The sequence below is a fragment of the Vibrio sp. Y51_MX_L26 genome, assembly GCF_024181935.1.
In the GTDB taxonomy this organism is placed as follows: domain Bacteria; phylum Pseudomonadota; class Gammaproteobacteria; order Enterobacterales; family Vibrionaceae; genus Vibrio; species Vibrio diabolicus.
The window spans coordinates 304,974-329,398 of sequence record NZ_JAMZAS010000002.1; the positions used below are offsets into that span (position 1 = coordinate 304,974).

The window sequence follows — 24,425 nt, forward strand, 5'->3', positions numbered from 1 at the left end:
TTATTAATTCCCGTAGCGTTTCAACCATTCTTTTTCTAAGGCAGATTGCCAACTCGGATGCGGCTCAGCGATAGATTTGAATTGTTGAGTATTTTTAGCCGAACCTGTTAGGTATTGGCTGCTTAGCACTGAAGGATCGCCCCAGATGTTAAGGTTACCTTTGCGAGATTGTGCTTCAGGGCTCAATAAAAAGTTTATCGCAACTTGCGCACCGGCACTGGCATTTGCGTTCCAAGGAATCGCTAAGAAGTGAATGTTTGAGAGTGCACCTGCGTCCATCGCATACGCTTTGGTGCTGTTTGCAAGATTACCACTTGATTGTGCAGAGAAAACCGCGTTTGGGTTAAAGGTAATCGCAAGATCAATCTGACCATCATCCAGTAATTGAAGCGTTTCAGCCGTCCCTCCTGGGAATTGCTTACCGCCACGCCAAGCAACTTTATGGAACTCATCTAGGTAAGCCCACAGCGGTTGAGTGATTTGCTCAAATGTTTCGCCAGTGACTGGTTTTTGCAAAGCGGGATCGTTGTTGGTCAACTCAATCAACAGTGCTTTAATAAAGCTTGTCCCATGAAACTCTGGTGGGCGAGGGTAAGTTAGGCGATTTGGAAACGCTTTTGCGTAACTCAGCATTTCAGCAAAAGATCGAGGAGGGTTATGCAGGGTTTGCTCATCGTGAATAAACACTAATTGCCCCACACCCCAAGGTGCTTCCAGACCTTCAGTCGGCTCTGAAAAATCCACATCAATTGGCAATGATTTATCAACGTACTGCCAGCTTGGCAAACCTTCAACAAAAGGACCAAACAGTAATTGGTTATCCTTCATTGATTTGAAGTTCTCGCCATTAATCCAAACCATATCAACACTGCCACCGCTGTTTTTGCCTGCGGCTTTTTCTGCGATAAGTCGAGTGGTGGTCTCAGAAATATCGGTGACTTTAACGTGGTTTAGCGTCACGTTATAACGCGATTTTAGCTCTCTACTCGCCCACTGGATGTAGCGATTAATTTCTTGGCTTCCGCCCCAAGCATGAAAGTAGACGGATTGTCCGTCGGCTTGTTGTTCGATTTTTTGCCATTCACTAGCAACCGATGAGTTGGCAAAAGAAGATGTCGCGAAAGTGGTGGCTAAAATGCCAACGGTACTGAGTAGCTTTTTCATATCTATTCCGTGTTATGTCTTTTTATTCTCGTTTCCGGCGTTATTGACGTCTAAACAAGTCGCTCCGCTTTGTTACAAGGATAGTAATCCATCTCTCTCTATTATCAATGGCAATCCCAAACGGAATCACTCATTGATTCAAAGAATTATTCTCAATGTGAAGCAAAACGAAGAAAGGACAATTCTGGTGTCGTTTTAGGTATACAGGAGCGGACCGCTTGTTTGACGATATTCTTTCAAGTAATTGAAAATTATTGTCCTCAAGCAACTTCGATATGTTGATTTGGAAGACTGAACCCGCATCGTAGACGTGGCGTTGAGGGCGTAAAGAGGGAAAGAGTTTGTCGTTTTAAACGATTTTGCTAACCGAAACGTGCGAAACAGACATCCTGCCTGCTTTGATATGGATTAGGACGCATAAAAAAGCAGCCATTTTATGGCTGCTCTTAGAATATGAAATGGGACTTAGTTTACCCAATCACGCAACTGAAACGTTAGTTCGTGATCGTCATTTTTAAGCATTAGCCCTTCTTTGGTTAGCGTTATATCACTCCATTCAGTAAGAGTTTCAGACATCGCTTGCTCAATTTTCATTTGGTCATCCATACACATCTTCATGGTCATTCCCATTTTTTCGATGCGTAGTTGATTGTTTTTTAGTTCAGCTTGACCAAAGAAGTTGTTACACCCCGCGTTACCATTTGCAGTCAGATTTTCTCCGATTTCTAAGCGAGGCGCTTGCTGACGTTCTTTTAATTCGATGTTTTTACCATCAATCTGAACCAGCTCCCAATTATGGTGCTGTAAATCTTGAGCCGTAATTTCTTTCACATTGTCACCGTTGCTAGCACATGCAGTCATAAGAACAGGAAGAGAGATTGCTGTAACTAACGTTTTTAGGCTAAGCTTCATTTTATAGACTCCGTTTTTAGAAAACGTGGTAAGTATAGGTAATAAAACACTGTTTTTGTCAGCATAAGGTAATAGTTTCGTATTACTGTGACAGAGTCCAGTTTATATACTCAAACGGCTTCAAGGTGCAAGATGTATAGCACTGTTGGGAGCTTATATTGAAGTCGTTATAATATCATTACAGCACAGCGAGCAAAAACGGTTAGAGCATGGAGCAACTAGAGTTTTTTACCGTCCCAAACCCTTGCGTTGGTATTTGTAGTGTGGACGAAAAAGGGTATTGCAAAGGATGTATGCGTAAAAGAGAAGAGCGATTTAACTGGCTCACTTATACCCCTGCTCAACAGTTGCATGTAATTAAGCTATGCCGTCAGCGCTATAGAAGAAAGGTATTGGCAGGGAAGGGCAAGGCAGAAGAGTCTCAAGAAGAATTATCACCACAGCAAGATCTCTTTTAAATTTCGAATTATCCCGGCTCGGCAATAATCAATGATGAGCCGGGACTGTATTAGCTCTTACTATGCGGTGCGTGTAAGGCATACTCGTTAAATTAGCGCTACTTCATTGACCAACGGTCACTGACCCATCCCCCAGCATGTTCGTCAAAGTGGCTTCCTGAAAATCGATGATTGAATTCAACATCTAATTTACTTGTCGGGCGTTCATCCATCAGCTGATGAATGTATCTCGCCATAGGATCCGTGCAAGCTTCGCGCTCTCTACGGGTAACCACTTCTTTGATCATTTGAAGTCTGTAGCTATTGCTGGCTCGTTTCATTTTTGACCTCCTGAACTCGATGGCAGCAGTTTGAACATATTGACGTCCAGATCGCTGCTCATTGGTGAACGCTTGGCGGCGAATCACCTTCGTTTTAGGTCAAAAAGACAAATTGTTTGAGAGCAGTGTTTGTAACGCCATTCACATCTTTCCTAGAATCATCCACTAAGCTACGAAACTTCATAGCGAAAAGTTAGTTGATGAATCTGTATTTTCGAAAGACCTTATCAAACATAGAAGCCCAGCACATGGGCGTCAACAACACAAATGAATAATTTTTGAACACTTTATGAAGGGCGATAATTTTCAGCACTTTAACGAAAATAAAAAAACCGAAGCGTCACGCTTCGGTTTTTAGGGAGGCTCTGACGGAACAACTTCTAAAAGCTCTTCACGTCAGAGTGTAAGGTGTTTTTAGCTATTAGTTGCTGGGCAACCTTTCACAGCTTGACCGTTACTGAAGTACTTGATGTTTTCTAAGTTTTTGTTGTAGCTATCCGCAGAGATCTGTGGGTTATTTACGAAGAACTCACGTAAAACGTATGCATCGGTTAGCTGGGTAGATTGAACATCGATGATTGGATAGTTATCGCCACCAGCAGCACTGAAACTGATTACAGAGAATGTGTACGTTGCGTCTAGATCGAAGCCTTTATTGTTAATGTCAGTAATGGTTACTGAGCCAGCATCACAATTTACATCTAAAGTGATGTTATCCAGTTGAGCGTAAGCACCAGAGCCTGCAGATTTCGTCGCAACCACATCTAGGTACTCTTTAACTTCTTTGCCTGTCATAGTTGCTTTAGTCACGAAGTTACCAAATGGCTGAACGGTTAGTACGTCACGGTAAGTGATATCACCATCTTGGATTGAATCACGCACACCGCCAGAGTTCATCACACCAAAGTCAGCACCTACCGTTTTGTAAGTACGGTATGCCTCGCCCAGTAGATGACCTAGGTTAGTTTGTTGAGAGCGAACTACGTTACGATCACCTTCTAACTTACCCGTTGTATTAGAAATCTTCTCATCTAATAACTCTTGACCTTGCTGTTGGTATGGCAGTAGTAACGCTTTTACCGTCGCATCTTGTTGAATGCGTTCACCGATCACTTCATCGTTGTCGTCCAAAAGGTTTACAGGAATCAGTGCGTAATTCGCTAAGTGAAGCTTGCCGTCGTAATATTCGAAGTCCGCACGACCCACATATTTACCCCACTCATGCGCTTGCATAATCCAAGTGCCTTTTTGTTGGTCTGGCGCGCAATCATCACCAGGTTTGAAATCAGCATACTCATTGGTACCTGGCTCCATACACACTGGGTTTTGTGAGTGACCACCGATGATAGCGTCTAGTTGTCCCTCTTCAAGAGAGCGAGCGAGCTTCACGTCCCCTGGTGCTTCACTACCATTATTACCATCTTGGTAGTGACCCATGTGCGTCGTTGCAAATACTAGGTCTACTTTTTCGTTTTCTTCGATTTCCTTAAGTACTTTTTTGATTTCAACTTGAGGGTCTTCGAAGTGGATGTTTGATACGTTGTCTGGATTAACTAGCTTCGCCGTGTCCTGGGTGGTTAGACCAATAACAGCGATCTTAAGGCCGTTGATAGTAAATACTTTGTAAGGGTCGAAGTAACGCTCATTGGTATCTTTCTTATAGATATTCGCAGCCAGCATAGGGAAGTCAGCTAGCTCAGCTTGCATATCGAGAATATCTAGTGAGTTATCAAACTCGTGGTTACCGACAGCCATTGCATCGTAACCAAGTAGGTTCATCCCTACGAAGTCTGGAACCGCATCTTGCATGTCTGATTCTGGTACGCCGGTATTAATATCACCGCCAGATAGTAGAATGGTTTCACCGCCTTTTGCTTCGACTTCTGCGCGAATAGATTCGATTAAAGTGTGACGCGCAGCCATGCCATATTCGCCGTCGCTGTTATGCCAAAAGCGACCGTGGTTATCGTTAGTGTGGAGAACGGTGAACTTAGTACAAGAATCTGCAGTCTCGCAGGTTACTGGAGAATTATCGCTGTCTGAGCCGCATCCTGCTAGCGCAGCGCCCACTGCCATTACCAAAAGAGATTTGGAAAACTTCATAAGGGATCCTTTCTTTGTGATTTTGTTATTGTTACGGCGTGAAATATACGGAATTAATGTGAAACTTTAGTGATCTATCTCTTATTTATACTTCTATCGGAGACATGAATTAATAAGCCTGCAAACTACGTCTCCAATTAAACAGAAATAGTTTTTAGTATATTGAAATTAGAGGGAGGGGGTTATTTTGTGAAGTGGTCAATTGAATGAATGTGGTTTGTGTGAATCAATGCACATTTTTGCGAAGTATAGCGCTGATTTTGGTGATTATTTTGCCAAGTTCATGTTTTTCTTAGCAGCTATGACACAAATCGTTATAAATTTTCGCTCTGATGATGAGGGAAATGTTTTGTATATAAAATGATCACTGTAAAACCCAAACTCGTTTGATCTTGGCTTACTCTGTTTAATACAACCAGAAATGGTATTTCTCTCTTTACTATAATTGCGACCGTTTAGAAGTCTTATGCCTTAGATATCGTTTATTTATTCTTATTCGATACCTTACCGTGTTTATCCCGCTTTCGATACCCGGATGTTAAAACAAATAGATTCAATCTAATGAGCGAAAGTGAAACGTAAATAACGTGGCGTTTTCTCGAATATTACGATGTGCACTATCATTGAATTAATGAAAATGAAATGGAGTAATGTAAAGCGTTGCATCTGTGGCTGCTCGCTTTGAGCTTCGATTCAAAGAGTAGGGTTGAAAGAATTTGTAAGTGGCGAATTTTAAGAAAGGATAGTAATGAGATACACAGTAAGGAACGCAGTCAGAGAGGAAGCAACTCAAATCGCCAAGATACATGTTGATTCGTGGCAGGTAGCATACAAAGGGTTAATGCCACAGAGCTACATCGATCAGTTTACGATTGAGCGCCGAGAAAGGATGTGGACGCGAGTCATGACTGAGCAACTGGCCCAATTGATCGTGGTTGAGAGGCAAGGGGAAATCGTCGGCTTTTTAAGTTACGAACTACCTAACCACACCTGTGAAGATAAAACGGCGTGGGTAACATGTTGCTATGTCTCTCCTTTGCATTATGGGCAAGGGGCAGGGAGTGCACTGTTAGATGAACTAGAAACGCGTCTACTCTCTACGCCCGTTATACAGATAAGCCTGAAAGCACTGGATACCAATAAACAGGGGCTTAACTTCTACAAGAAGTGTGGTTTTGTACGTACTGGAGAGGAAGAGGCGGAAATCATTGACCGTATGACGCTGACGGATCTCACTTTAGTGAAGTACATTGCCCGTTCGTAAATCAATTGTTATATGCCACATATAGTAAAACCCCGGAGGTGGTAAGACTCCGGGGTTTTGAAATTTTTTAGATGTCTCGGTTGGTAAGTCCGATTATCTTTAATGCAAAAGGTTTGGATTTAATCCGATTAATTCCTTGGTAGGGAATTAGATACGGATGAAGTCCATGTGTTCAACTTTTGGCTTGAACGCGTGACGTTGAACGTCTTGTGGCTTAACTTTAACTTCTTTGCCATCGATAACTAGAACTAGGCCTTCGTAGAATTCAGGCTTGTCCATTTGGTTTACGATGTCGTCGTGGTTAAGAACGATAGCTACTGCTGCTTCTTCACCGCCGTATACAACTGCAGGGAATTTGCCAGCGTGACGTAGGCGGCGGCTCGCACCTTTACCTAGTTCAGTACGTACTACTGCTTCGAATTTCATAGTATTTACTCTCAAATTAGTAAAAATCAAATGTTCACAATCAACAATGCGACCTTGTTGTTCGTGGTAAAGCTTGAAACAGGAACTGTTCAAGCGAGCGCGGATACTATCATTCCACTTATAAATGGGCAACCCAAATCGTACCCAAATCAACAAAAAGGTATGATTTATCTGGGTGTAAGGCTATCCCTTTTAACGCTTTGCTTGGATTTTGTTCACATCGGCTTCATTTTCATCGGTTTACTAATCATGGTCCGAAGAACAAAGTTTATGCGTTATATGCTTTATGTTCGGCTGAGGTGTAAGACTAAAGATGCTTTTAAGCCACCTAAAGCGCTCGCTTCCAGTGTTAATTGACCTCGGTAACTGTGTGCCATTTCACTGACTATATTTAGACCAAGACCTGACCCAGGGGTTGCTTCATCCAATCTAACGCCTCTCTTGATTACTTGACTCAGTTTATCTTTAGGGATGCCTGGCCCATCATCTTCAATGATGATGTGTATATTGTCTTTATCCTGAGAGGAGTGCACACGAATCATGTTGTTGGCCCACTTATAGGCATTTTCAAGCAAGTTACCCAGCATTTCGTCGAGATCGGTCTGCTCTACCGCTACATTCAGCTCTGAATCAAGTTCATTAATTAAGGAGATATCTCGGCTCGCATACACTTTATCAAACGCCATTGAGATAGCATCCACACGCTCTGCTGGGTTCGATTTCACTGATAAAATATTCATAGACCCCGCCATGCGGGCACGGCCCAGATGGTAATCGATATGATCTTGTATTTGATTGATCGGAGTACGCAGACGGGATTGCGTATCAGGTTCTAACGTCTGTACTTCATTTTTTAGGACAGAAAGGGGGGTTTTTAGCGCATGTGAGAGATTGCCTGCATGATTCCTAGCTCGTTCTAACAACTCCTGATAATGGAAAAGCAGAGCGTTGAGGTCGAAGATAAGAGGAGAAATCTCTTTCGGATAGGTTTCTTCTAGACTCTTTTTGTTACCAGACTTCAGCTCGGCCAACTCTTTTTGTAACTTTGTAAGCGGACTCAATGACCATGCAATTTGCAGCAAAATGACGGCAAGAACCCCTGCGAATAATAAGCCTAAAATAAGCCAGAGTTGCCCGATTAGCGTTTGCAGGGTGCTTTTGATAGGCTCTTCGTCAATACCAATAATGATATGGATAGGCCCATCGTAATCTGGTAAGTACAGAGCTTTTTCGATGGTAATCAGCCTTTCACCTCTCGCGCCGTAAGCATCGTTATCCAGACCTTTGTATTCGATTTTTTTGTCCCACAAAGAACGAGAACGCTCGAGACTCGTCTCAGTAGAGGCACTCCAATATAAACCACTGTAAGGTCGGTTAAATCGAGGATCTGAGAGCAGAGCAGCGAGTGAGAGGTGCCCAATCTCATCGACTTCTAACTGAGCGGCGATTTCATCCATAAAAATGCTCAGCTGTGAGCGAGTGTCGTCAACCATATAGTTGTACACTTGGGTCGGTATCGTCACACCAGCTGCGAGGATCATTGCCGTCAACCAAACGATCGCCGCTAAAACGAGGCGACTTTTGATACTCAGTCGTTTTATTGCGTTCAACGGTAGCCTGTTCTTATTCGGCATTTAATTGGTATCCCAACCCTCGGACAGTTTTGATGATCTTTGGTGCGATTTTTTTGCGAATTCGGCCGATAAAAACTTCGATTGTGTTGGAGTCACGATCAAAGTCTTGTTTGTAAATGTGCTCGACGAGTTCGGTGCGAGAAATTACTTTTTCTGGGTTATGCATAAAGTAAGCGACCACTTTATACTCCAGCGCCGTTAAGCTTACTGCTTGCCCTTGCCACATGACTTTAGAAGTGCGCGTATCCAAGCTCAAGTCGCCAATTTGCATCACAGGAGAGGCGTTACCTGATGCTCTTCGCAGTTGTGCGCGAATACGAGCGATAAGCTCAACCATTTCAAACGGCTTAGTTAGGTAATCGTCTGCACCTGCGTTTAGACCTTCAACTCGCTGCGTTAGGGTATCGCGAGCACTCAGGATAACGACAGGGGTATTGATGTTTTCATCTCGAATGCCTTTTAGCACGGTAAGGCCATCCAATTTCGGCAGTCCTAGATCAAGAACAATAGCGTCCCATTCTTCCGATGTCGCGCGATACAGAGCGTCTATGCCATCTTGAGATAATTCTGGTACCCAGCCGGTACTTTCTAATGTTTCGATGATTTGCTCGCCTAAACGAGGGTCATCTTCAACGACAAGTATTTTCATATTGGTGATTCTTATTATGTTTGGAGTGTTATCGAAGTAAGTTACGCATTGCGTCGGGATTACGCATTAGACCAGTTTAGTTGTTTTGTGGCTTTAACGCTTTGTTAAAGCTGCGACCTTTGATCTCAAGCATTTCCAGCGTAGCGGCGTCGTACTCAACTTTCAGGACGCTATTGTTGTACAGAATTTTCAATTCATACACCCAAGCATCATCATCTTCTTCAAGCTCGACCTTGATGATACGGCCGTATAGGTCGTTTTCTACTGCGGCGTAAAGGTCCGAAAATGGTCGTATATATCCTTGTTGAACCGCGCGATAGACCTCATCTTGATCTTCATCGAATTCAATACGTGTTCCAGGCTTTTCGACATCTTGCACGATGGCGTGACCATTTTGTGATGCATAGTAGTCGTCATGCTTGGCGAAACTTGGTGCACACATCAATGTCGCGATAAGGCCGAAAAGTAACGCAGAATGTTGAGAAGTCGTTGCTTTATACATAGTCAAACCTTTTCTAGAACGTTAGCCGCAGTATATCGGATATAGATGAACAGAGAGTGAATCATCGAGTTCAGTTTTACTAAATGTTGCGGACGTTATTTCAACTCGTCTTCAAAAATTTTGTCTCGCAATTTCCAAAAGCGACCGGATTTCCTTGCAATAACAAACTGAGGCAAACGGAAACGATGTTGATTGGCAACAACACGTGTCGGTGAAGCCTCTTCAAAAGGGCGATGCTTGTCTGCCAAGTGAGGGCGCACAAATTGGTCTTTAAACGTTTGTTTTTGTTTTTTGGTACTCAATGACCAAAACTCATGAACTAACGCATTGCCTTCGCCTTGGTATGGTTCGCCAGAATATGTCACCTTGAGTTGAGATTTACCATCACTGGACTTGAATACTGACAGGTCCATTTCTGTGCATTCAAAGATTAATGCATCCTTCAGATTAAGGGCTTCTTTTAATTTTTTATCTGGATCAACAAGCGTTGCGTCACACTCATGACAAATGCGCGCAGCAATATCGTTGTCGGCACCACATTCACCACAGTATTTGGCACGAAAACGGTAGCCACAGTGTTCACGCTCGCCTGTGTCTTCATCTTCAAAGTAACCCTGGCAACGTCTGCCAAAGTGTTCAACCAAGAAACCGTTACTATCCAACTTACCCCAGAAGTTGTTATTGAATCCGCAAGCCGGGCAGGGAATCGTGATAATTTCACTGTCAGAGTCTGGTTTGGGATCACCGACTTCAGGTTGGTATAAATCGTAGCTGTTGCCTGCGTAATCAAGCACTAAACATTCTGATTTTCCGTCTGATAAGCGTAATCCTCGCCCTACAATCTGCTGGTATAGACTGACTGACTCTGTTGGTCGCAAAATCGCGATTAAATCGACATGCGGCGCATCAAACCCGGTAGTCAGTACCGAAACATTGACCAAATATTTTATTTGACGATTCTTGAACGCTTGGATGATCGCGTCACGTTCCGGCGTAGGTGTATCACCAATGACGATTTCAGTTTCGCCTTCTGGCAGTAAACTGTGGATCTCTTGTGCGTGTCGGACAGTCGCGGCGAAGATCATGACCCCTTGACGCTCTTTCGCATATTGCATGATTTGCTCAACAATTTGCGGAGTGGCGCGCTTGGCTTTATCGATCACCATGTCCATTTCTGCTTCTTTGTAGCGTCCGGTGTTTGCGGGTTTCAGTTGCGAGAAGTCGTAAGACAAAACGGGCGCGTCCATCATGCGGGCCGGAGTGAGGAAGTTTTCGTCGAGCAAGTAACGGATCGGCAGTTCGAAAATACAATCGCGGAAGAATCGAGGCTCTTCGGTGCGTACTTGACCTCGGGTGTGATACTGATAAATCCAGCCCATTCCTAAACGATAGGGCGTTGCAGTTAGTCCCAGCACCTTAATGCCTGGGTTCAGTTCTCGTAAGTGAGTAATAACTTTTTGGTAGCTGCTGTTTTTGTCATCCGGCACACGATGGCACTCATCAATAACGAGCAGAGAAAACTGGTTTTTGAACGAATCTAAGTTACGTACGACCGATTGAACCGAAGCAAACACGACTTGCTGGTCAGTTTCTTTTCGCCCCAATCCTGCTGAGAAGATGGAACCTTTTAAACCATAACCTTCATACTTCGCGTGGTTTTGCTCGACCAGCTCTTTAACGTGAGCGAGGACTAACACTCTCCCTTTCGCAAGGCGAGCAAGCTCTGCGATCACCAAGCTTTTTCCGGCACCAGTAGGCAGTACGATCACTGCTGGTGTCGAGTGTTTACGAAAGTAGTGAATGACTGCTTTAACCGAGTCGGCTTGATAAGGGCGAAGTGTGTACATGAAAATATGTGAAATTGCTCAACTATTCGAACGAGGAACGCTATAATACCTGACTTTTATACCCAAGTGACCTTTAAACCGAGATTTGGAGGTTACTTGGGTATAATTCAATGAGGTATTCATGCGTTTAGATAAATATTTGTGTGACGCTCTGGGTGCAACGCGCAAACAGGCAACAAAGATCATCAAAAGTGGTGACATCACCGTTGACGGTGAGGTTCAAAAAAGTGGTGCATTTAAAGTACCTGAAGGTGCAGAAGTAATGTGGGAAGACCGCGTTATTGGTGCTCCTGGTCCTCGTTACATTATGTTGTACAAGCCTGCTGACTTTGTTTGTTCACATGAAGATGGCTACAACCAAACTGCATTCGCATTGCTCGATGAGCCTAAAATTGAAAACCTTCACTTTGCGGGCCGATTAGACGTCGACACAACCGGTTTGGTGTTGATTACGGATGATGGTAAGTGGTCTCACCGTATTACCTCACCTAAGCATAAGTGTGAGAAAACGTACCGTGTTTGGCTCGTCGATGCTATTCAGCCAGATTACGCGGAAAAGCTCGAACAAGGCATCATTTTGCGCAATGAATCAGAAGCAACATTGCCTGCTCGTTTGGAGATCGTGAACGAGGCAGAGAATGAAGTATTGTTAACTATTGTGGAAGGTAAGTATCACCAAGTGAAACGCATGTTTGCGGCGTTAGGAAATAAAGTTGAGTACTTACATCGTGAGCGTATTGGTTCGATTGAACTCGATGAGGCACTAGAACCTGGTGATTATCGCTACCTCACGCAGGAAGAAATTGATTCTATTTGGAATTAATTATCGGCATGGGAAATTCTTTAGTTCCCAATTGGAACTAGTTTTTTGGTAGGGATTGGCTCAAAATTAATTTTCCTACCAAAATTAGTGCCTAGACAATTCCGGTGTGCTTACTCATCTGAGTGATATGCCTTTGCATTTAGCTAAGCCATGCATACTCTTATTGCAAAGCATTCGGCTGTGGTGAATAAATGGTGGAATCAATTCCATCATTTTTACTGCATTGTGTTTAGTTCCCATAAACACACTTCGCTTTCACACGCTTTTCTATGTCGAGTTCGTCAAGGTCACACCTTGGTACATATTTGCCCTTATGATTCTCGAACGTTGATAGAACAGGCCTTTGGCTTCTAGATATCAGCGATATGAGAACCGTCCGTTATTTTCACTTGGTTTTGCAAGCATTGACGAAAGGGCTCCAACAAGAGGTAAAAGAATGACAGAAAAAGCTCAAAGCGCTCCGCAATCCCAAATCAGTTTTCTATTGTTTCTTGTATTAGGAGCGATTGGTGCTTTGACACCTTTGGCGATCGACATGTATCTGCCTGCAATGCCGACAATTGCGAAAGATTTGGGGGTCGCGCCTGGCGCGGTTCAGATTACGTTGACGGCTTATACGGCAGGTTTTGCGATTGGCCAGTTAATTCATGGGCCGCTTGCCGATAGTTTTGGCCGTAGACCTGTACTGATTTTGGGTGTGCTTTTCTTTGGATTAGCGGCGGTAGTGAGTGCGACCACAAACGGCATCGATGCATTGACTTATGTGCGAACAGCGCAAGGTTTTGCTGGCGCGGCAGCGGCTGTCATTATCCAAGCCGTCGTGCGTGACATGTTTGACCGTGAAGACTTTGCCCGTGCAATGTCTTTCGTCACCTTAGTGATCACCATGGCACCCTTGGTCGCGCCTATGATCGGTGGTCACTTAGCGATTTGGTTTGGTTGGCGTTCTATTTTTTGGGTATTAGCCATTTTCGCCGTGGTGGTAATTCTACTGGTACTTTGGAAAATTCCAGAGACGCTGAAACCAGAAAATCGTCAGCCGCTTCGTTTTCGCACTACGATGAGAAACTACGCCAGATTATGCTCCAACCCTGAAGCGATAGGTTTGATGCTTTCTGGAGCGTTTTCATTTTCCGGAATGTTTGCATTTCTGACCGCGGGTTCGTTTGTTTATATTGATTTATATGGTGTTCGACCAGACCACTTTGGTTATTTATTTGGTTTGAACATTGTTGCGATGATCATCATGACCAGTATTAATGGTCGCTTGGTGAAGAAAGTTGGCTCTCATGCCATGCTTCGTTTTGGGTTGTTCGTGCAACTTTTGGCGGGGATTGGTTTATTCGTAAGTTGGTTAATGGACTTCGGATTATGGGGTATCGTACCTTTTGTTGTGCTGTTTATCGGTACATTGTCGACGATAGGTAGTAACGCGATGGCGCTGCTTTTAAGTGGCTACCCATCAATGGCGGGTACAGCTTCGTCTCTGGCGGGGACGTTAAGATTCGGTATCGGCTCATTGGTTGGCGCGCTGGTGGCATCACTACCAGGTAATGTGGCGTGGCCGATGATCATTGTGATGTTTGCTTGTTCTGTGCTTTCAGCACTGTTTTATTGGACTTTAGGAAGAAAGGCGTAATGTCGAATTACACCAAAGAAATTCAAAACTTAGTTAACTCAGCACTTGAAGAGTTAGATCAAGAGCATCGCTCAGGTAAGTTAGCCAATGCCCCTGTTGCGAATAACCATTATTTAGTGCGCTGGGTTACCAAAGCACTTAAATCTCAGCGTTTCGGTCGAGCCGTAGGCGATGACTTAACACGTTGGCAAAAAGCAGGTCGTTCAAAGGGTAATGACGCTGGTTTGTTGTTTATCTTCAAGCGTATTTCCGCTTTTTACGCTCAGTTTTTTCCTGAAGGTGAAGAGTCCAAAGTGATAAAAGACTCCGATATTGAATCATTTCTTGATTTGATGGAGCAAGCTGGCTGGGAAGTATCAACGTCTGAGCAACTTGTTGGTTGTGGCAAAATCCAAATCTTCACGGAAGGTCAAAATTCTTTGGCACTATGTGCAGACCAATGCGAAAGCTGCTTCGACGGCGAGTTGCTCGTTAAACCAATGAGCTGGTTTGTGCGTGGCAACCATGCTGAGTTTGTTGAGAAAGCAGCGCAAGCGGGCTTTATGGTGCATAAAGTGACGGACTACAAATCGATGGTGAAATACCACGGCGAGTACCTTATCTTCCCTGCAAACGAAGGTAACCAATTGGCTGAGATTCCTTTGAGCTTCCAAGCTTAATCAACTTCTCACAGCAGTAGAATTGAAATACGAAAGCATCAGGCGCTTAAAACGTCTGATGCTTTTTTGTTACGTCACACTGTGCTTAAAAGCGATATTTCCAATAGACGCCGCCATACAGACCTTCATAGCTTTGCAAAACGTCGCCCATCGTTCCGGTTTCGTTGTTAAACAAGTAATCCTCTTCTGAGTAGTCTTCATAACGGAGGTTAAGCTGCACGTTTTGATTTTCAGATACTTCATAGTCAGCGATGACCTCAAATCGGTACGAGTTCGCCTCGTTATCGGGATATTGGTAGCCACCAGATGTGGTTGAAGATTTTCCATCAGCTTGGCTGTAGCTGTAATCAAACGAGATAGAAAGTTTGTCGTCTAGTAGCTGCTCTTTACTCACACCAAAGCCAATGGTTGTGATGTCATCTTTGAGTTTGGTGGTGTAGCGATTCCAACCGACAACGTCAGAGTTTGCTTGTTGTTGCTCGGAGCGGATGACCTGTTGATTGTAAAAAACATGCCCGTTTAGTCCGTCGAGTAAATTGAAGTTGACGCTGATATCGTAGCCGTAATCTTCTCCTTCGCTTAAACCTATATCGGGTTTAACATAGTCGTCGTTTCCGTACCAAAGCTCAGCAAGTAACTGGACATCGTTTGTTACGTCATAGCCGCCGTCGCCACGGAGCTCAATCCTCTCTTTATCGGCTAAATAGTATTGGCGCAAATTAGGCGAGTCGCTGCTGTCGTCCTGCCAATCAGAGCCATCGCGAAAAGAGTAGGAGACTTTACCGCCTAATTGCCACGGTCTATTTGGTCGGTACTGGGCCCCAACAAAAACGCGTTGTTCATCGGTACGTTTTCGGTCGGCATAGCTTCGCTCATCGTGTCTAAAATGGTAACCCGTATTCACTTTTACATCAGAAGTAACACGATGCTTGAGTGTTGCTTCCAGTTTGGTTTTGGTGTGGTCGTATTTTTCTCTCGTCGATCCGATGATGGTGTTTCTATCGGAGTTATCGTCTTTATCTGAATAGTCCGCAGAAATGGCGAAAGCAGTGTCTCACGAAAGTTTGTTGTGGTAATCCGCGCTCATTTGCCAAGTGTTAGTTTCGCCATGGAATGTATTGGAGTTAACGGGGGACTGCGGGAATGGATTTAACCCGCCTTCAGAAGACGTCTGTGACCAAAGTAAGCGGCCACTGAACGTTTGTTGATTCAACCGATAATTCCCCGAGACAGCAAATTGGTGAAAGTCGTTGTCAGGCTCATACGCAAGGTGGTTGGCGTAAGGGTTAGTAACACCGCCGTAATAGAGTGCGGACTTTTCATTGCGGAAAAATGAGCCGCGATACGCAATATCCACCAGCCACAAATCTTCAATGTAGCTCACTCCTACTTGAGTATTTAAGGTTTCATGATCGACGGCTTTGGGTATGAATCCCGGCGCGTTGGCGTAACCCGGAATGGTCGATGAATAGAGCGAAGTTGTGCCTTTTTTACGTTCGTGCTTCATGGATGCATATGGCTTCCATGGCGTATGTGGTGTGTACTTGAGTTCTAACTTAAACGTCTCTCGCGTCACTGAGTTTTCATATTTCGATAGGTCACCACTAACGAGTGCATCTTCTCTTGGATGATACGCACTGAGTGAGGACTGATTCCAGAAATACGGAGTTTCACTGTAACTGCCGAGGATACGTAATCCGTCGTACTGGCCCATTTCCCACTGCAGTAAGAAGCGTTGCAAACCAAGATCTTCGACGACGATTCGATTGTAGAACCCGTCGTCTTCATATTGTTCGATATCGGCGTTTAGGCTCGCGTTAAAGTGTTTGTTGTCAGAGTTTGTACCGTAAACGGGCGGATTCCAATTATAGAATCGAGAGGAACCGTCGTTGTTAAGGTAACCTACGCCCGCGCTGACTTCTCCACTCCATGTACCGTCGCTGCTGCATTCACTGCACTGCCAGCGGCTAGTGTCGGCTGGTTGAGAACGTTGTAACGAATAATCGTTGGCGTGCGCTTGCACAGCAAAAGCAAGGGAAATAGCGATGCACAGTTGAGATAGTTTCATGCCTCCCTCCTAATAACTTAATGTTTGACCACGTGGGTGGTTAGAGCCATGCACTTGATTGTGGCAGTTCAAACAACTTCCGCCGCGCACTCTCAAGTCGTTTTCAGGAATGGCTACGTTTGCATGTGGCGCACGGTGACATTCCTGACATAGCATTGGCAGCCGTTTATTGAGCAGGGCTTTGTTCACTGAACCATGAGGTGTGTGGCAGGATGTACAATCTTCAGTTACAGGCTCATGCTCCCATAAGAATGGGCCGCGTTTTTCTGCATGACACTCGTAACAAGCGTTATTGACGGTTGACCAGTTCAGGCTCGCTTCATTTAATGCCTGATGTGGATTGTGGCAGCTAGAACAAGTCATGACGCCGTCAATGATAGGATGACGACTGCGTTTGTGGATATCCGATTTGGTGCGGGAGTGGCAATCGGTGCATTTGTCTGCTTGCATTTCGGCAACCATCATCGGATCGTCTTTTTGATGCAGTTGGTGACAGCTTGCACAAGACAGCCCTTCAAAAGCGTGCTCACTGCTATGCCAAGTCGAGCGTTTCGCATCTTGGTGGCAAGATAAACACACGCTGTTTTGCTTTTCGGCCGGAACAGGGGAGTTTGGCCCAAAGGTGATCATCGGCTCACGAACTTGTCCTTTTCGCGGATTGCGCGCGTGATTGTTTGCTGGGCCATGGCATGCTTCACATTGTTTATCATTCATTGGCCCATGCAAATTCGCTGACTTGCCGTGGATGTTGTCGAAAATACCGGTTGCAGGTTTGTCTGAGGTATCGTCATGGCAACGAAGGCAGCCATCTGCTCCACGGCGTGAGTATTTCCCCTCAGAAAATTTGGTGTCCAATATAGTTTCAATTTCTTCTTGAGTTAACGTCGCCGCTTTGGGTTCTGGCTTGGCGATATCTTCCGAACTGACGGTGAAGATGACGCCTAACCCAAGTATCCCAGTTACCAACCACCGCAGAAACATTGCTTTCATAGCTCTTCCTTTTCTTATCCTTAAAGCATTATGTTCAATGACAAATTCAACGGTAGTCGTATACCTTGTGAACCTTATCTACCCCTTGTGACTGACCAATGGCATGGCAAGTTGCACATTGCTCGGAGCCCATGGCTTGTGCTGCTGTGTCTGCTCCAAATACCGCGCCGTGATTCAGCATATGGTTCAGAGGCGCATCTCCTGCCACGGTATCCGGGTCAGCATTAGCTAAAGATGACTCTAGGTGACACGCGCCACAGGCGACTAATGCAGGACTAAAGTACTTACCACTTGCCAGAGAAGGGCGCGTATTTTGTTGGCTAGGTAAGTTGTATTGAGCATTGGTATGGCAGGCCTCACAGTTGTTGACTGCGCCAGGGAAAGACGCTTCACCGCTATGAGCGGAGCCAAAGGCGTGGAATGAGTGCACGTGGTACTTTAGATCAGCTGCCATCCCAGGATAAAACGCAGAACGTTCAGAGTTATGGCAATTTTTACATTGTTGGAAGTCGGTGGCGGCATGTGGATGCTCACCAAGCTTATGGATAGTCAGCTCTTTGTGACAATCGTTACACGATGAAATGTCCGCGCCCACTGGCAGTTTGTGCTGCTTGTTGATACCAGACACATCAAACGAGCCGGATGCGTTATTGGCGGCAATGACGAAAGGCGATTTGATAAGATCGATGCCTTCAAACGTGACGCATTCGGCGAGCTCGCCATCTCTACGGTTGGCGCAAAGTGGCATGTCGGCGATGTTAACCGTCAACGTAGAGTTGGAGATTGGCTTAATCGCAGCGTCAGTGAAGTCTTTATGACACAAGAATAGGCCTTCTCCTTGAGCCTCACAGCCGTCACCAAGTGCGCCATCATCGGCGACGTTGAGACTGTTGTTTGCGACCATCGGGCCTTGGCCGTTATCCCAGTTCAGCAACAAATTGAGGTGCCCATGTTCATTGATGAAAGGTGTCAGTTCGTCGATGGATCCAATACCTGTGCCCGCTTTCGACACTCTTAGTTCAACCTCAAACTGGTCATCAATAAATCGCGCGCTTTCAACGTTGATTTCAAGCGAATCACGTGCCTTTGCAAGATTCTCTAAACGCATTACGTGAACCGTTTTAGCACTTCGGCTCGCGTCTTGGCCGATGATTGGAGCGCCATTGTCGTCTCGGTCATAAGGTCGGTGACAGCCAGAGCAGGAGTTTTGTGGTTCGCCGTTTCTTACCCAACCCGTACCGATTTGGTTATCATGCGCTCCTCTGTCTCGGTACAAGTGACAGGTCTCACAGGCAACTTGACTTGGGTGTTCAAACCAATTGTTGGCGTCTGATGCTTTCGCGACATCGGTTGAATGGCAGGTTGTACAGTTGCGGGCATCTTGCGGGAAAGGGTTGCCTTCAATGACTAAACCATTGATGTCGGTAACGAGCACGTCATTCTCGTCGACAGGCTGTTTGTAAGTCTCGGTGTTATTTCTGTCGCTACCTAATTTGAAAACATTACCGTGGTATTGATGAACAATGGCAGCGAGAGGGCGTCTGGCTGGCGCAGCGCCAGGGTTACTGTCATTGTGGCAAGCGGTACAAACGGCAATGTTGTTATCAATTGAGCGATAGCCCGGTCCATGATGAAGCGGTTCGCCCATATGACAGCTTTCACAGGTGCCTGTTTCAATCACATTGCGGGAGACAGCCGTATCTGAACTTTCTTGCGGCACCCATTCAAACACGTAGGTAAAACCGTTGCCTTGCTCGCCATACGCCATGACGATTCGGTGGAGTTTATCCGCATCCCAAGCGATAAAACCGTTGTTGCTAGAAGAGTCGGCAGTATAAGGATCGGACACTTTTAAAACGTCAGGAATGGCAAACGCGTAGCGATACCCTTCGTCTATTTTTACTAGTGTTCCATCCCAAACACTCTCCATGCTGGCACGGTTATTTACGGTATTACTTGAGTGATGGAAACTCTTCCAATAGGTATTGCCATGGCGTCCATTGAAGGCAAAGGCTGGATCGCTCGAGTTTTGTGTATCGACACGAGAGGGCATTGCTTTAAGAAGTGCGATGCGAAAATCTTTCGTTTCGTCTAGCTCATAAGATCTGCCACTGTCGTCTTTGACGGTAAAATCGACCACCAGTTTGGTTTCTCCGGTTTCTTGAGTGACCAATGATGGCTCGGAAACATTGATCTCGAAATCACCAAGTGCAGGTGGTGGTGTATTTTGATCGTTTTTGCTGTCTGGACCACATCCGGTGAGCAGTAAAATAAAAAATATTAATGTAGCGATCGACTTTAAACCGTTCATAGTCCCTCTCGATTCGTCCTAAAGTAAGTGGGAATGCGTTGGAATGGTTAAATATCTCAATAAACAATTGATTGAAATATTAATTTTATATTCAAGCCAAAAGCAAAATATCCATATTTACATCGCTTGAATAAATCGAAATACATGGCTTGTAAGAGTATAGACGCAATATGAAATATTATTAAAATAAACCGCTTTTTCTATGTGTGAATTTTTTGATTTTAAATTATTATGTTTTTAAATCAATTGTTTGTATTGAAGTTTGTTGTTCTTGAAGAGGTCGGTGCAGAAAAAGTAAGGGTATTGAACTACGCTACTTTAAATGGTTGACGGCTTAATATTTTTATCTTGGATATCGTTGGTTTTAAGTCGCGTTTATAAAATGATTTTCTTATCGTTTATTCGCTGTCTGGTTTTGATTAACAAAGATAATTACTACGGAGTCAGTCTAATATGCACCAACTAATTAAATTCTCACTAAAATTTTCCTCGGTGTTAGCCATTAGCTCAGTTTTGGCCTCCCACAGTTTAGCGTCACCAAGTGAGCTAATTTCACAACATGAATGTGAAGCTTGTCATGGGCCAAACGGTGTTAGCTCAGACACGAATATTCCTACCATCGCAGGGATTCCCGAATTCAATTTTTTTGACCAGATGCTACGTTACCTAGAAGGTAGGCCTGCAAATTCTGTTAGTCACGCTTACGGAGACACGAGCAAAAAAGGCGACATGGTGTCGATAGTTAAATCTTTATCTGAGGCGCAGATTGAAGAGTTAGCAAAGCATTATGCTGGGCTTGAGTTTGTGCCAGCTAAGCAGTCTTTTGATCAAGCGTTAGCGATGAAAGGTAAGGCTATCCACGCGAAAAGTTGCGAGAACTGTCATTCGGATGGTGGCAGTAACGCTCTGGATGAAGCTTCGATTTTAGCTGGTCAGCAGAAGGGCTATCTCGCCACGACATTGAAACAGTTTAAGCAAGGCAAACGCTCCGTTGATAAAAAAATGGATGAGGCGTTCAAAGGGCTTAGTGCCGATGATTTAAACGCGCTCGTAGAATACTATGCGAGTTATCGCTAGCGCTGCTTTGGGATGAACACCAATGAGTTTATGGCGTAAACCAAACAGAAAATGGATGCTCGGCATACCAATTGGTGGCTTATTGGCGTTTATCCTTGGTGGGGCGGCCCTCAGTGTTTTTCACTTTGGTATGGATTACACCAATCGCAACGAGTTTTGTTACAGTTGCCATATTGGGATGGATACGATAGTTGAGGAGTACCAAGCATCTCCACACTTCAAAAATGCTCAGGGTGTGGTTGCCGCTACGTGCAGTGATTGCCATGTCCCTAGGGAGTTTTTTGCTAAAATCGCATTGAAAATCGGCGCTACAGCCGATATCTATCACAAACTGACTGGAGAAATTACGTTAGAGAACTTCGAGGCGGAGCATCGTCCGAGGTTGGCTGCTGAAGTCACACAGCAGTTTATCGAGAATAAATCAAAACAGTGTCGATATTGCCATTCCGTTGACAAGATGGATTTCGAAGCGCAAGGACGAACCGTTGCGCGTCGACATCAAATGATGGAAAGTCGAGAGCAATCGTGCATTGATTGCCATGCGGGGATTGCTCATCACCTGCCTATTTCTCTAGATTCTCCAGAGACTGTCCCACCTGAGGAGTAATACTGATACTTTCGGCTTCTTTCGCGATGGCTTTGACCATGCCTTTGAATATGAATAGATGGGCTGGCATCATGGCAAACCAGTAAAGCAGCCCGAGAAACCCCTGTGGGTGCCACCAAGCGGTGATATCCAGTTCTCGTTCATCACCATGGTCTTTGATGGTAATTTCTAAACGTCCAAGCCCTGGGCCTTTCATCCCAAAAAACAGGGAGAGGAACTGATCTTCCTCGCAGCGAATCACTTTCCAAGAGTCAATATAATCGCCGACTTTGAGCTCCGGCCCCGGAGGAGAAACGCGAATCGGTTTCCCGTCACCAAAAAAGATGTCGAGCCATTCACGTGTGCGCCACAAAATGTTGGCAAAGTAATAGCCTTTTTCACGACTCCCGATTTTTTGAGCCACTTTCCATAATACCGCAGCGGAGGCTTGAGTTTTTATGCTCGCACCGGCTTGTTTAGGGTAGTAGCCATACCCCGGTTGCCATCGACGAAGTGCCGCTGGCTCAAAGCCCCAAACATTGCTGCGCACAAACGTGCCTTCATCTTGAATGGTATCGGATACCGCTTGCTCGTAGCTGATCAGCGTTTGCGGAAATCGTGCTTCAATCGCTTTGGAATCGGCAATGTAGTCATGCTCTAACCCCGCGAGTAATGCTTTGCCGATGTTTGCTGGTACAGAGGTGACCAAGCCGAGCCAGTACGATGCCATTTTGGGGGTAAGCAACGGTGTCGACCACAGCCGATAAGGCTTGTTGGTGATTCGGCATATGACTTTAAACTGCTCGCGGTAGCTGAGTGTATCTGGCCCACCAACTTCATAAATTTGGTTTTCTTCTGGGGGGGATGCTTCGGCCAGCTGCAATAAATAGTGATTGAGGTTGGGTAGGGCAATAGGGTTGGCTTTTGAGTCGACCCATTTAGGCGCTATCAAAATAGGTAAGTTGTAGACAAAATCTCGCATGATCTCGAAAGCCGCGGAACCGGGGCCAATGATGACGCCTGCACGCAATTCAGTTACTGGAACGCCAGACTGTCGGATAATTTTGCCCGTTGCTTTGCGAGCGGCTAAATGGCGCGAGTTTCCGGTTTGCGGTTGGATGGCACTTAAATAAATGACATGTTTGACACGGCTTTGCTCCAACGCGTATTTAAAGTTCAAAGCAAGGTTTAGCTCGTACTCAACAAAGTCATCGCCTTGTGCCATTCCGTGTACTAGGAAAAATACCAAGTCAAAATCGTTCACCACAGCGAGCGTGGCTTCTGCGTCGGCTAGGTCCAGATACCGCAACGTTAAATTAGGATGGGGTCGAGTCCTTGACTCCAAATAATCGATATGTCGCGCCGCAGCCGTGACGGCGTAACCTTTATCTAAGAGTAACGGAAGAAGTTGAGAACCAATGTAACCCGAGGCGCCTAGCACCAACACCTTTTTCATTATCTGTCCTTTTAATCGTTGGTGGAATAAACACCACAGAGTATAATCATGAGACACTTTCCCCATTCTATCAATAAGTTGTCGTTGGAGTGCTTGTGACTTTTCTCTCTCAACTCTCAATACATGCAGATAAAGCATTCTTACGTCGCTTATTTGCGATCGCGCTACCAATTACACTGCAAAGCATGATGTTTTCTAGTCGAAGCCTCGTTGATGTGCTTATGCTCGGCCAACTTGGTGAAGCTGAAATAGCCGCTGTTGGGGTAGCGGCGCGCGCGACGTTTGTTACTACTATCATGTTAGTTGGAGTGACGACGGGTGGTGCATTACTGACCGCACAATATTGGGGGGCAGGCGATAAAGTCGGGGTACGTCGCAGTACCGCTTTAACATGGATGATAGCCATGGTGTTTGCCGCCATTGCTGTTGCTTTGTTTGTTATTTTCCCACAGCCAGTCATGAAACTGACGACAGACTCACAAGAAGTGATTGAGTTAGGGGCCAGCTATCTAATTATTTCATCCGTTAGCATGTTTGCTGTTGCGTGTGTCGCTAGTATGTCGGTGGGGTTGAGAGCGATGCACCAACCGGGGCTGAGCACATTTTTTAGTGGTATAGGCATCCTGTCTAATGTTTTCCTCAACTGGGTGTTAATTTTTGGTCACTTAGGTTTTCCTGCTTTAGGGATTACAGGGGCAGCCATTGCAACGGTTATCAGTGGCGCTATCGAAGTCGGTTGTCTATTTGGCTATTTATGGCTGAAGAAACACATAATTGCATTTGGTTGGGATGATATACGCGCAGGTTTGGTTGTAGACAAAATAACGCGTTTCTTGAGCCTTTCCTTACCGACCACATTTAACTTTTTGGCATGGGCTGGTGGATTGTTCGCTTACCATGCCATCATGGGGCAAGCGGGTGTGCAAGGTTTGGCAGCGTTGTCGGTGATGACGCCCGTTGAGTCAATCGCTCTCGCTATGATGATTGGCCTATCGAATGCAGCTGCGGTTTTAGTGGGTAACCAACTCGGCGCGAAAAACTTTGAACCTGTGTATTACCAAGCTTGGGCTACGGTCATTTTGAATGTGTTTATCGCATTTGTGGTCGCTGTTGTATTGATAGTGTCCAATCAATGGATCCTTAATGCGTTTAGTGCACTGACAGCGGATACTCGCCAGTTAGCTGAACAGTTTATGGTGATTCTTGCTTTAGGTGTCGTATTACGCTCGGTGCCGATGATGGTCATTGTTGGGGTATTACGTGCGGGTGGCGACGTTAAGTTTTGTTTGTATCAAGACATTCTTGCGCAGTGGGTGATTGGGATTCCACTCGCGGCATTTGCAGCGATTCAGCTCGGTTGGGAGCCGCAATGGGTTTACTTACTCTTTTTGACCGAGGAAGTTGTGAAGTGGACGATTTGTCTGCCAAGAATGGTGAGCCGAAAATGGATGAAAAACCTTATCGGTCAATAGAGGTAAACAGAGCTTTCTGCAGCTGCAAAAATCTGCTCAATACGTCAACAAAATTAGGAACAGAA

General features: G+C 45.1%; 20 protein-coding genes and 1 pseudogene. 8 read left to right on the forward strand and 13 right to left on the reverse strand.

Features of this window, described 5'->3' with window-relative positions; all coding sequences use genetic code 11:
- Nucleotides 1-3 precede the first annotated feature (3 nt).
- Nucleotides 4-1,164, reverse strand: a complete 1,161-nt coding sequence (locus tag NL645_RS07550; protein ID WP_253651507.1) for an ABC transporter substrate-binding protein — start codon at nucleotides 1,162-1,164, stop codon at nucleotides 4-6.
- A gap of 465 nt (nucleotides 1,165-1,629) precedes the next feature.
- The gene (locus tag NL645_RS07555) at nucleotides 1,630-2,076 is read right to left on the reverse strand and encodes an META domain-containing protein (RefSeq protein WP_005393252.1); all 447 of its coding nucleotides are present in this window, start codon (nucleotides 2,074-2,076) and stop codon (nucleotides 1,630-1,632) included.
- Nucleotides 2,077-2,285: 209 nt separating this feature from the next.
- On the opposite strand from NL645_RS07555, the gene NL645_RS07560 reads away from it, so the two are divergent.
- Complete coding sequence (locus tag NL645_RS07560; RefSeq protein WP_012841935.1) at nucleotides 2,286-2,534, forward strand: DUF1289 domain-containing protein; 249 nt, start codon at nucleotides 2,286-2,288, stop codon at nucleotides 2,532-2,534.
- Between the two features lie 98 nt (nucleotides 2,535-2,632).
- Here NL645_RS07560 and NL645_RS07565 read toward each other — a convergent pair whose 3' ends face one another.
- Both NL645_RS07565 and ushA read right to left on the reverse strand, forming a co-directional pair.
- Nucleotides 2,633-2,854, reverse strand: coding sequence for a hypothetical protein (locus tag NL645_RS07565; protein WP_005393249.1), 222 nt, complete (start codon nucleotides 2,852-2,854; stop codon nucleotides 2,633-2,635).
- 414 nt (nucleotides 2,855-3,268) lie between these two features.
- A complete protein-coding gene (gene ushA / locus NL645_RS07570; protein WP_041852973.1) occupies nucleotides 3,269-4,957 on the reverse strand; it encodes a bifunctional UDP-sugar hydrolase/5'-nucleotidase UshA in 1,689 nt (562 codons plus the stop codon).
- A 748-nt stretch (nucleotides 4,958-5,705) separates the two neighbouring features.
- Between ushA and NL645_RS07575 the strand changes: the two genes are divergently transcribed.
- Nucleotides 5,706-6,221, forward strand: a complete 516-nt coding sequence (locus NL645_RS07575; RefSeq protein WP_253651508.1) for a GNAT family N-acetyltransferase — start codon at nucleotides 5,706-5,708, stop codon at nucleotides 6,219-6,221.
- A 147-nt stretch (nucleotides 6,222-6,368) separates the two neighbouring features.
- On the opposite strand, the gene rplY is transcribed toward NL645_RS07575, so the two are convergent.
- The 5 genes from rplY to NL645_RS07600 all read right to left on the reverse strand — a co-directional run bounded on the left by rplY (nucleotide 6,369) and on the right by NL645_RS07600 (nucleotide 11,279).
- Nucleotides 6,369-6,647 carry a 50S ribosomal protein L25 gene (gene rplY / locus NL645_RS07580; protein ID WP_005393245.1) on the reverse strand — a complete coding sequence of 93 codons (279 nt, stop codon included), beginning with the start codon at nucleotides 6,645-6,647 and terminating at the stop codon, nucleotides 6,369-6,371.
- Between the two features lie 284 nt (nucleotides 6,648-6,931).
- Nucleotides 6,932-8,281 carry an ATP-binding protein gene (locus NL645_RS07585; RefSeq protein ID WP_253651509.1) on the reverse strand — a complete coding sequence of 450 codons (1,350 nt, stop codon included), beginning with the start codon at nucleotides 8,279-8,281 and terminating at the stop codon, nucleotides 6,932-6,934.
- Nucleotides 8,271-8,930 (reverse strand): response regulator transcription factor, encoded by a 660-nt coding sequence (locus tag NL645_RS07590; protein WP_005378073.1) that lies wholly within the window; start codon nucleotides 8,928-8,930, stop codon nucleotides 8,271-8,273. The genes NL645_RS07585 and NL645_RS07590 overlap by 11 nt, the downstream gene beginning before the upstream one ends.
- Nucleotides 8,931-9,006: 76 nt before the next feature.
- Nucleotides 9,007-9,432 carry a PepSY domain-containing protein gene (locus tag NL645_RS07595; RefSeq protein WP_114322464.1) on the reverse strand — a complete coding sequence of 142 codons (426 nt, stop codon included), beginning with the start codon at nucleotides 9,430-9,432 and terminating at the stop codon, nucleotides 9,007-9,009.
- A gap of 95 nt (nucleotides 9,433-9,527) precedes the next feature.
- Nucleotides 9,528-11,279, reverse strand: a complete 1,752-nt coding sequence (locus NL645_RS07600) for a DEAD/DEAH box helicase (protein ID WP_021707635.1) — start codon at nucleotides 11,277-11,279, stop codon at nucleotides 9,528-9,530.
- Between the two features lie 121 nt (nucleotides 11,280-11,400).
- On the opposite strand from NL645_RS07600, the gene rsuA reads away from it, so the two are divergent.
- The 3 genes from rsuA to NL645_RS07615 all read left to right on the forward strand — a co-directional run bounded on the left by rsuA (nucleotide 11,401) and on the right by NL645_RS07615 (nucleotide 14,400).
- Nucleotides 11,401-12,102 (forward strand): 16S rRNA pseudouridine(516) synthase RsuA, encoded by a 702-nt coding sequence (gene rsuA / locus NL645_RS07605; RefSeq protein WP_033905117.1) that lies wholly within the window; start codon nucleotides 11,401-11,403, stop codon nucleotides 12,100-12,102.
- 436 nt (nucleotides 12,103-12,538) lie between these two features.
- Entirely contained in the window at nucleotides 12,539-13,741 is a 1,203-nt protein-coding gene (locus NL645_RS07610; RefSeq protein ID WP_005393240.1) for a Bcr/CflA family multidrug efflux MFS transporter, read from the forward strand.
- Nucleotides 13,741-14,400, forward strand: coding sequence for a DUF2913 family protein (locus NL645_RS07615; RefSeq protein WP_046874809.1), 660 nt, complete (start codon nucleotides 13,741-13,743; stop codon nucleotides 14,398-14,400). Before NL645_RS07610 ends, NL645_RS07615 begins: the two co-directional genes overlap by 1 nt.
- 85 nt (nucleotides 14,401-14,485) lie before the next feature.
- Here NL645_RS07615 and NL645_RS07620 read toward each other — a convergent pair.
- From NL645_RS07620 to NL645_RS07630, 3 genes and pseudogenes are all read right to left on the reverse strand, one after another.
- A pseudogene (locus NL645_RS07620) lies at nucleotides 14,486-16,468 on the reverse strand (MtrB/PioB family decaheme-associated outer membrane protein).
- Between the two features lie 9 nt (nucleotides 16,469-16,477).
- Entirely contained in the window at nucleotides 16,478-17,458 is a 981-nt protein-coding gene (locus NL645_RS07625; protein ID WP_069490506.1) for a DmsE family decaheme c-type cytochrome, read from the reverse strand.
- Between the two features lie 46 nt (nucleotides 17,459-17,504).
- Complete coding sequence (locus tag NL645_RS07630; protein WP_253651510.1) at nucleotides 17,505-19,769, reverse strand: OmcA/MtrC family decaheme c-type cytochrome; 2,265 nt, start codon at nucleotides 19,767-19,769, stop codon at nucleotides 17,505-17,507.
- Between the two features lie 453 nt (nucleotides 19,770-20,222).
- Between NL645_RS07630 and NL645_RS07635 the strand changes: the two genes are divergently transcribed.
- Nucleotides 20,223-20,846, forward strand: a complete 624-nt coding sequence (locus NL645_RS07635) for a c-type cytochrome (RefSeq protein WP_152812362.1) — start codon at nucleotides 20,223-20,225, stop codon at nucleotides 20,844-20,846.
- A gap of 22 nt (nucleotides 20,847-20,868) precedes the next feature.
- Nucleotides 20,869-21,453, forward strand: coding sequence for a NapC/NirT family cytochrome c (locus tag NL645_RS07640; RefSeq protein WP_012841927.1), 585 nt, complete (start codon nucleotides 20,869-20,871; stop codon nucleotides 21,451-21,453).
- Here NL645_RS07640 and NL645_RS07645 read toward each other — a convergent pair.
- On the reverse strand, nucleotides 21,410-22,888 hold the full coding sequence (locus tag NL645_RS07645; RefSeq protein WP_253651511.1) for a DUF2867 domain-containing protein: 1,479 nt from the start codon (nucleotides 22,886-22,888) through the stop codon (nucleotides 21,410-21,412). The genes NL645_RS07640 and NL645_RS07645 overlap by 44 nt on opposite strands.
- Nucleotides 22,889-22,983: 95 nt before the next feature.
- Between NL645_RS07645 and NL645_RS07650 the strand changes: the two genes are divergently transcribed.
- A complete protein-coding gene (locus tag NL645_RS07650) occupies nucleotides 22,984-24,360 on the forward strand; it encodes an MATE family efflux transporter (protein WP_193447182.1) in 1,377 nt (458 codons plus the stop codon).
- Nucleotides 24,361-24,425: the final 65 nt, after the last annotated feature.

Excerpts from the sequence above, each read along its gene's own strand:
- NL645_RS07610 (WP_005393240.1), top strand. The coding sequence starts at position 12,539 with ATGACAGAAAAAGCTCAAAGCGCTCCGCAATCCCAAATCAGTTTTCTA.
- NL645_RS07600 (WP_021707635.1), bottom strand. The coding sequence starts at position 11,279 with ATGTACACACTTCGCCCTTATCAAGCCGACTCGGTTAAAGCAGTCATT.
- NL645_RS07585 (WP_253651509.1), bottom strand. The coding sequence starts at position 8,281 with ATGCCGAATAAGAACAGGCTACCGTTGAACGCAATAAAACGACTGAGT.
- NL645_RS07550 (WP_253651507.1), bottom strand. The coding sequence starts at position 1,164 with ATGAAAAAGCTACTCAGTACCGTTGGCATTTTAGCCACCACTTTCGCG.
- NL645_RS07645 (WP_253651511.1), bottom strand. The coding sequence starts at position 22,888 with ATGAAAAAGGTGTTGGTGCTAGGCGCCTCGGGTTACATTGGTTCTCAA.
- NL645_RS07590 (WP_005378073.1), bottom strand. The coding sequence starts at position 8,930 with ATGAAAATACTTGTCGTTGAAGATGACCCTCGTTTAGGCGAGCAAATC.
- ushA (WP_041852973.1), bottom strand. The coding sequence starts at position 4,957 with ATGAAGTTTTCCAAATCTCTTTTGGTAATGGCAGTGGGCGCTGCGCTA.
- NL645_RS07595 (WP_114322464.1), bottom strand. The coding sequence starts at position 9,432 with ATGTATAAAGCAACGACTTCTCAACATTCTGCGTTACTTTTCGGCCTT.
- NL645_RS07635 (WP_152812362.1), top strand. The coding sequence starts at position 20,223 with ATGCACCAACTAATTAAATTCTCACTAAAATTTTCCTCGGTGTTAGCC.
- NL645_RS07560 (WP_012841935.1), top strand. The coding sequence starts at position 2,286 with ATGGAGCAACTAGAGTTTTTTACCGTCCCAAACCCTTGCGTTGGTATT.
- NL645_RS07555 (WP_005393252.1), bottom strand. The coding sequence starts at position 2,076 with ATGAAGCTTAGCCTAAAAACGTTAGTTACAGCAATCTCTCTTCCTGTT.
- NL645_RS07575 (WP_253651508.1), top strand. The coding sequence starts at position 5,706 with ATGAGATACACAGTAAGGAACGCAGTCAGAGAGGAAGCAACTCAAATC.
- NL645_RS07615 (WP_046874809.1), top strand. The coding sequence starts at position 13,741 with ATGTCGAATTACACCAAAGAAATTCAAAACTTAGTTAACTCAGCACTT.
- NL645_RS07640 (WP_012841927.1), top strand. The coding sequence starts at position 20,869 with ATGAGTTTATGGCGTAAACCAAACAGAAAATGGATGCTCGGCATACCA.
- NL645_RS07625 (WP_069490506.1), bottom strand. The coding sequence starts at position 17,458 with ATGAAAGCAATGTTTCTGCGGTGGTTGGTAACTGGGATACTTGGGTTA.
- rsuA (WP_033905117.1), top strand. The coding sequence starts at position 11,401 with ATGCGTTTAGATAAATATTTGTGTGACGCTCTGGGTGCAACGCGCAAA.
- NL645_RS07630 (WP_253651510.1), bottom strand. The coding sequence starts at position 19,769 with ATGAACGGTTTAAAGTCGATCGCTACATTAATATTTTTTATTTTACTG.
- NL645_RS07565 (WP_005393249.1), bottom strand. The coding sequence starts at position 2,854 with ATGAAACGAGCCAGCAATAGCTACAGACTTCAAATGATCAAAGAAGTG.
- rplY (WP_005393245.1), bottom strand. The coding sequence starts at position 6,647 with ATGAAATTCGAAGCAGTAGTACGTACTGAACTAGGTAAAGGTGCGAGC.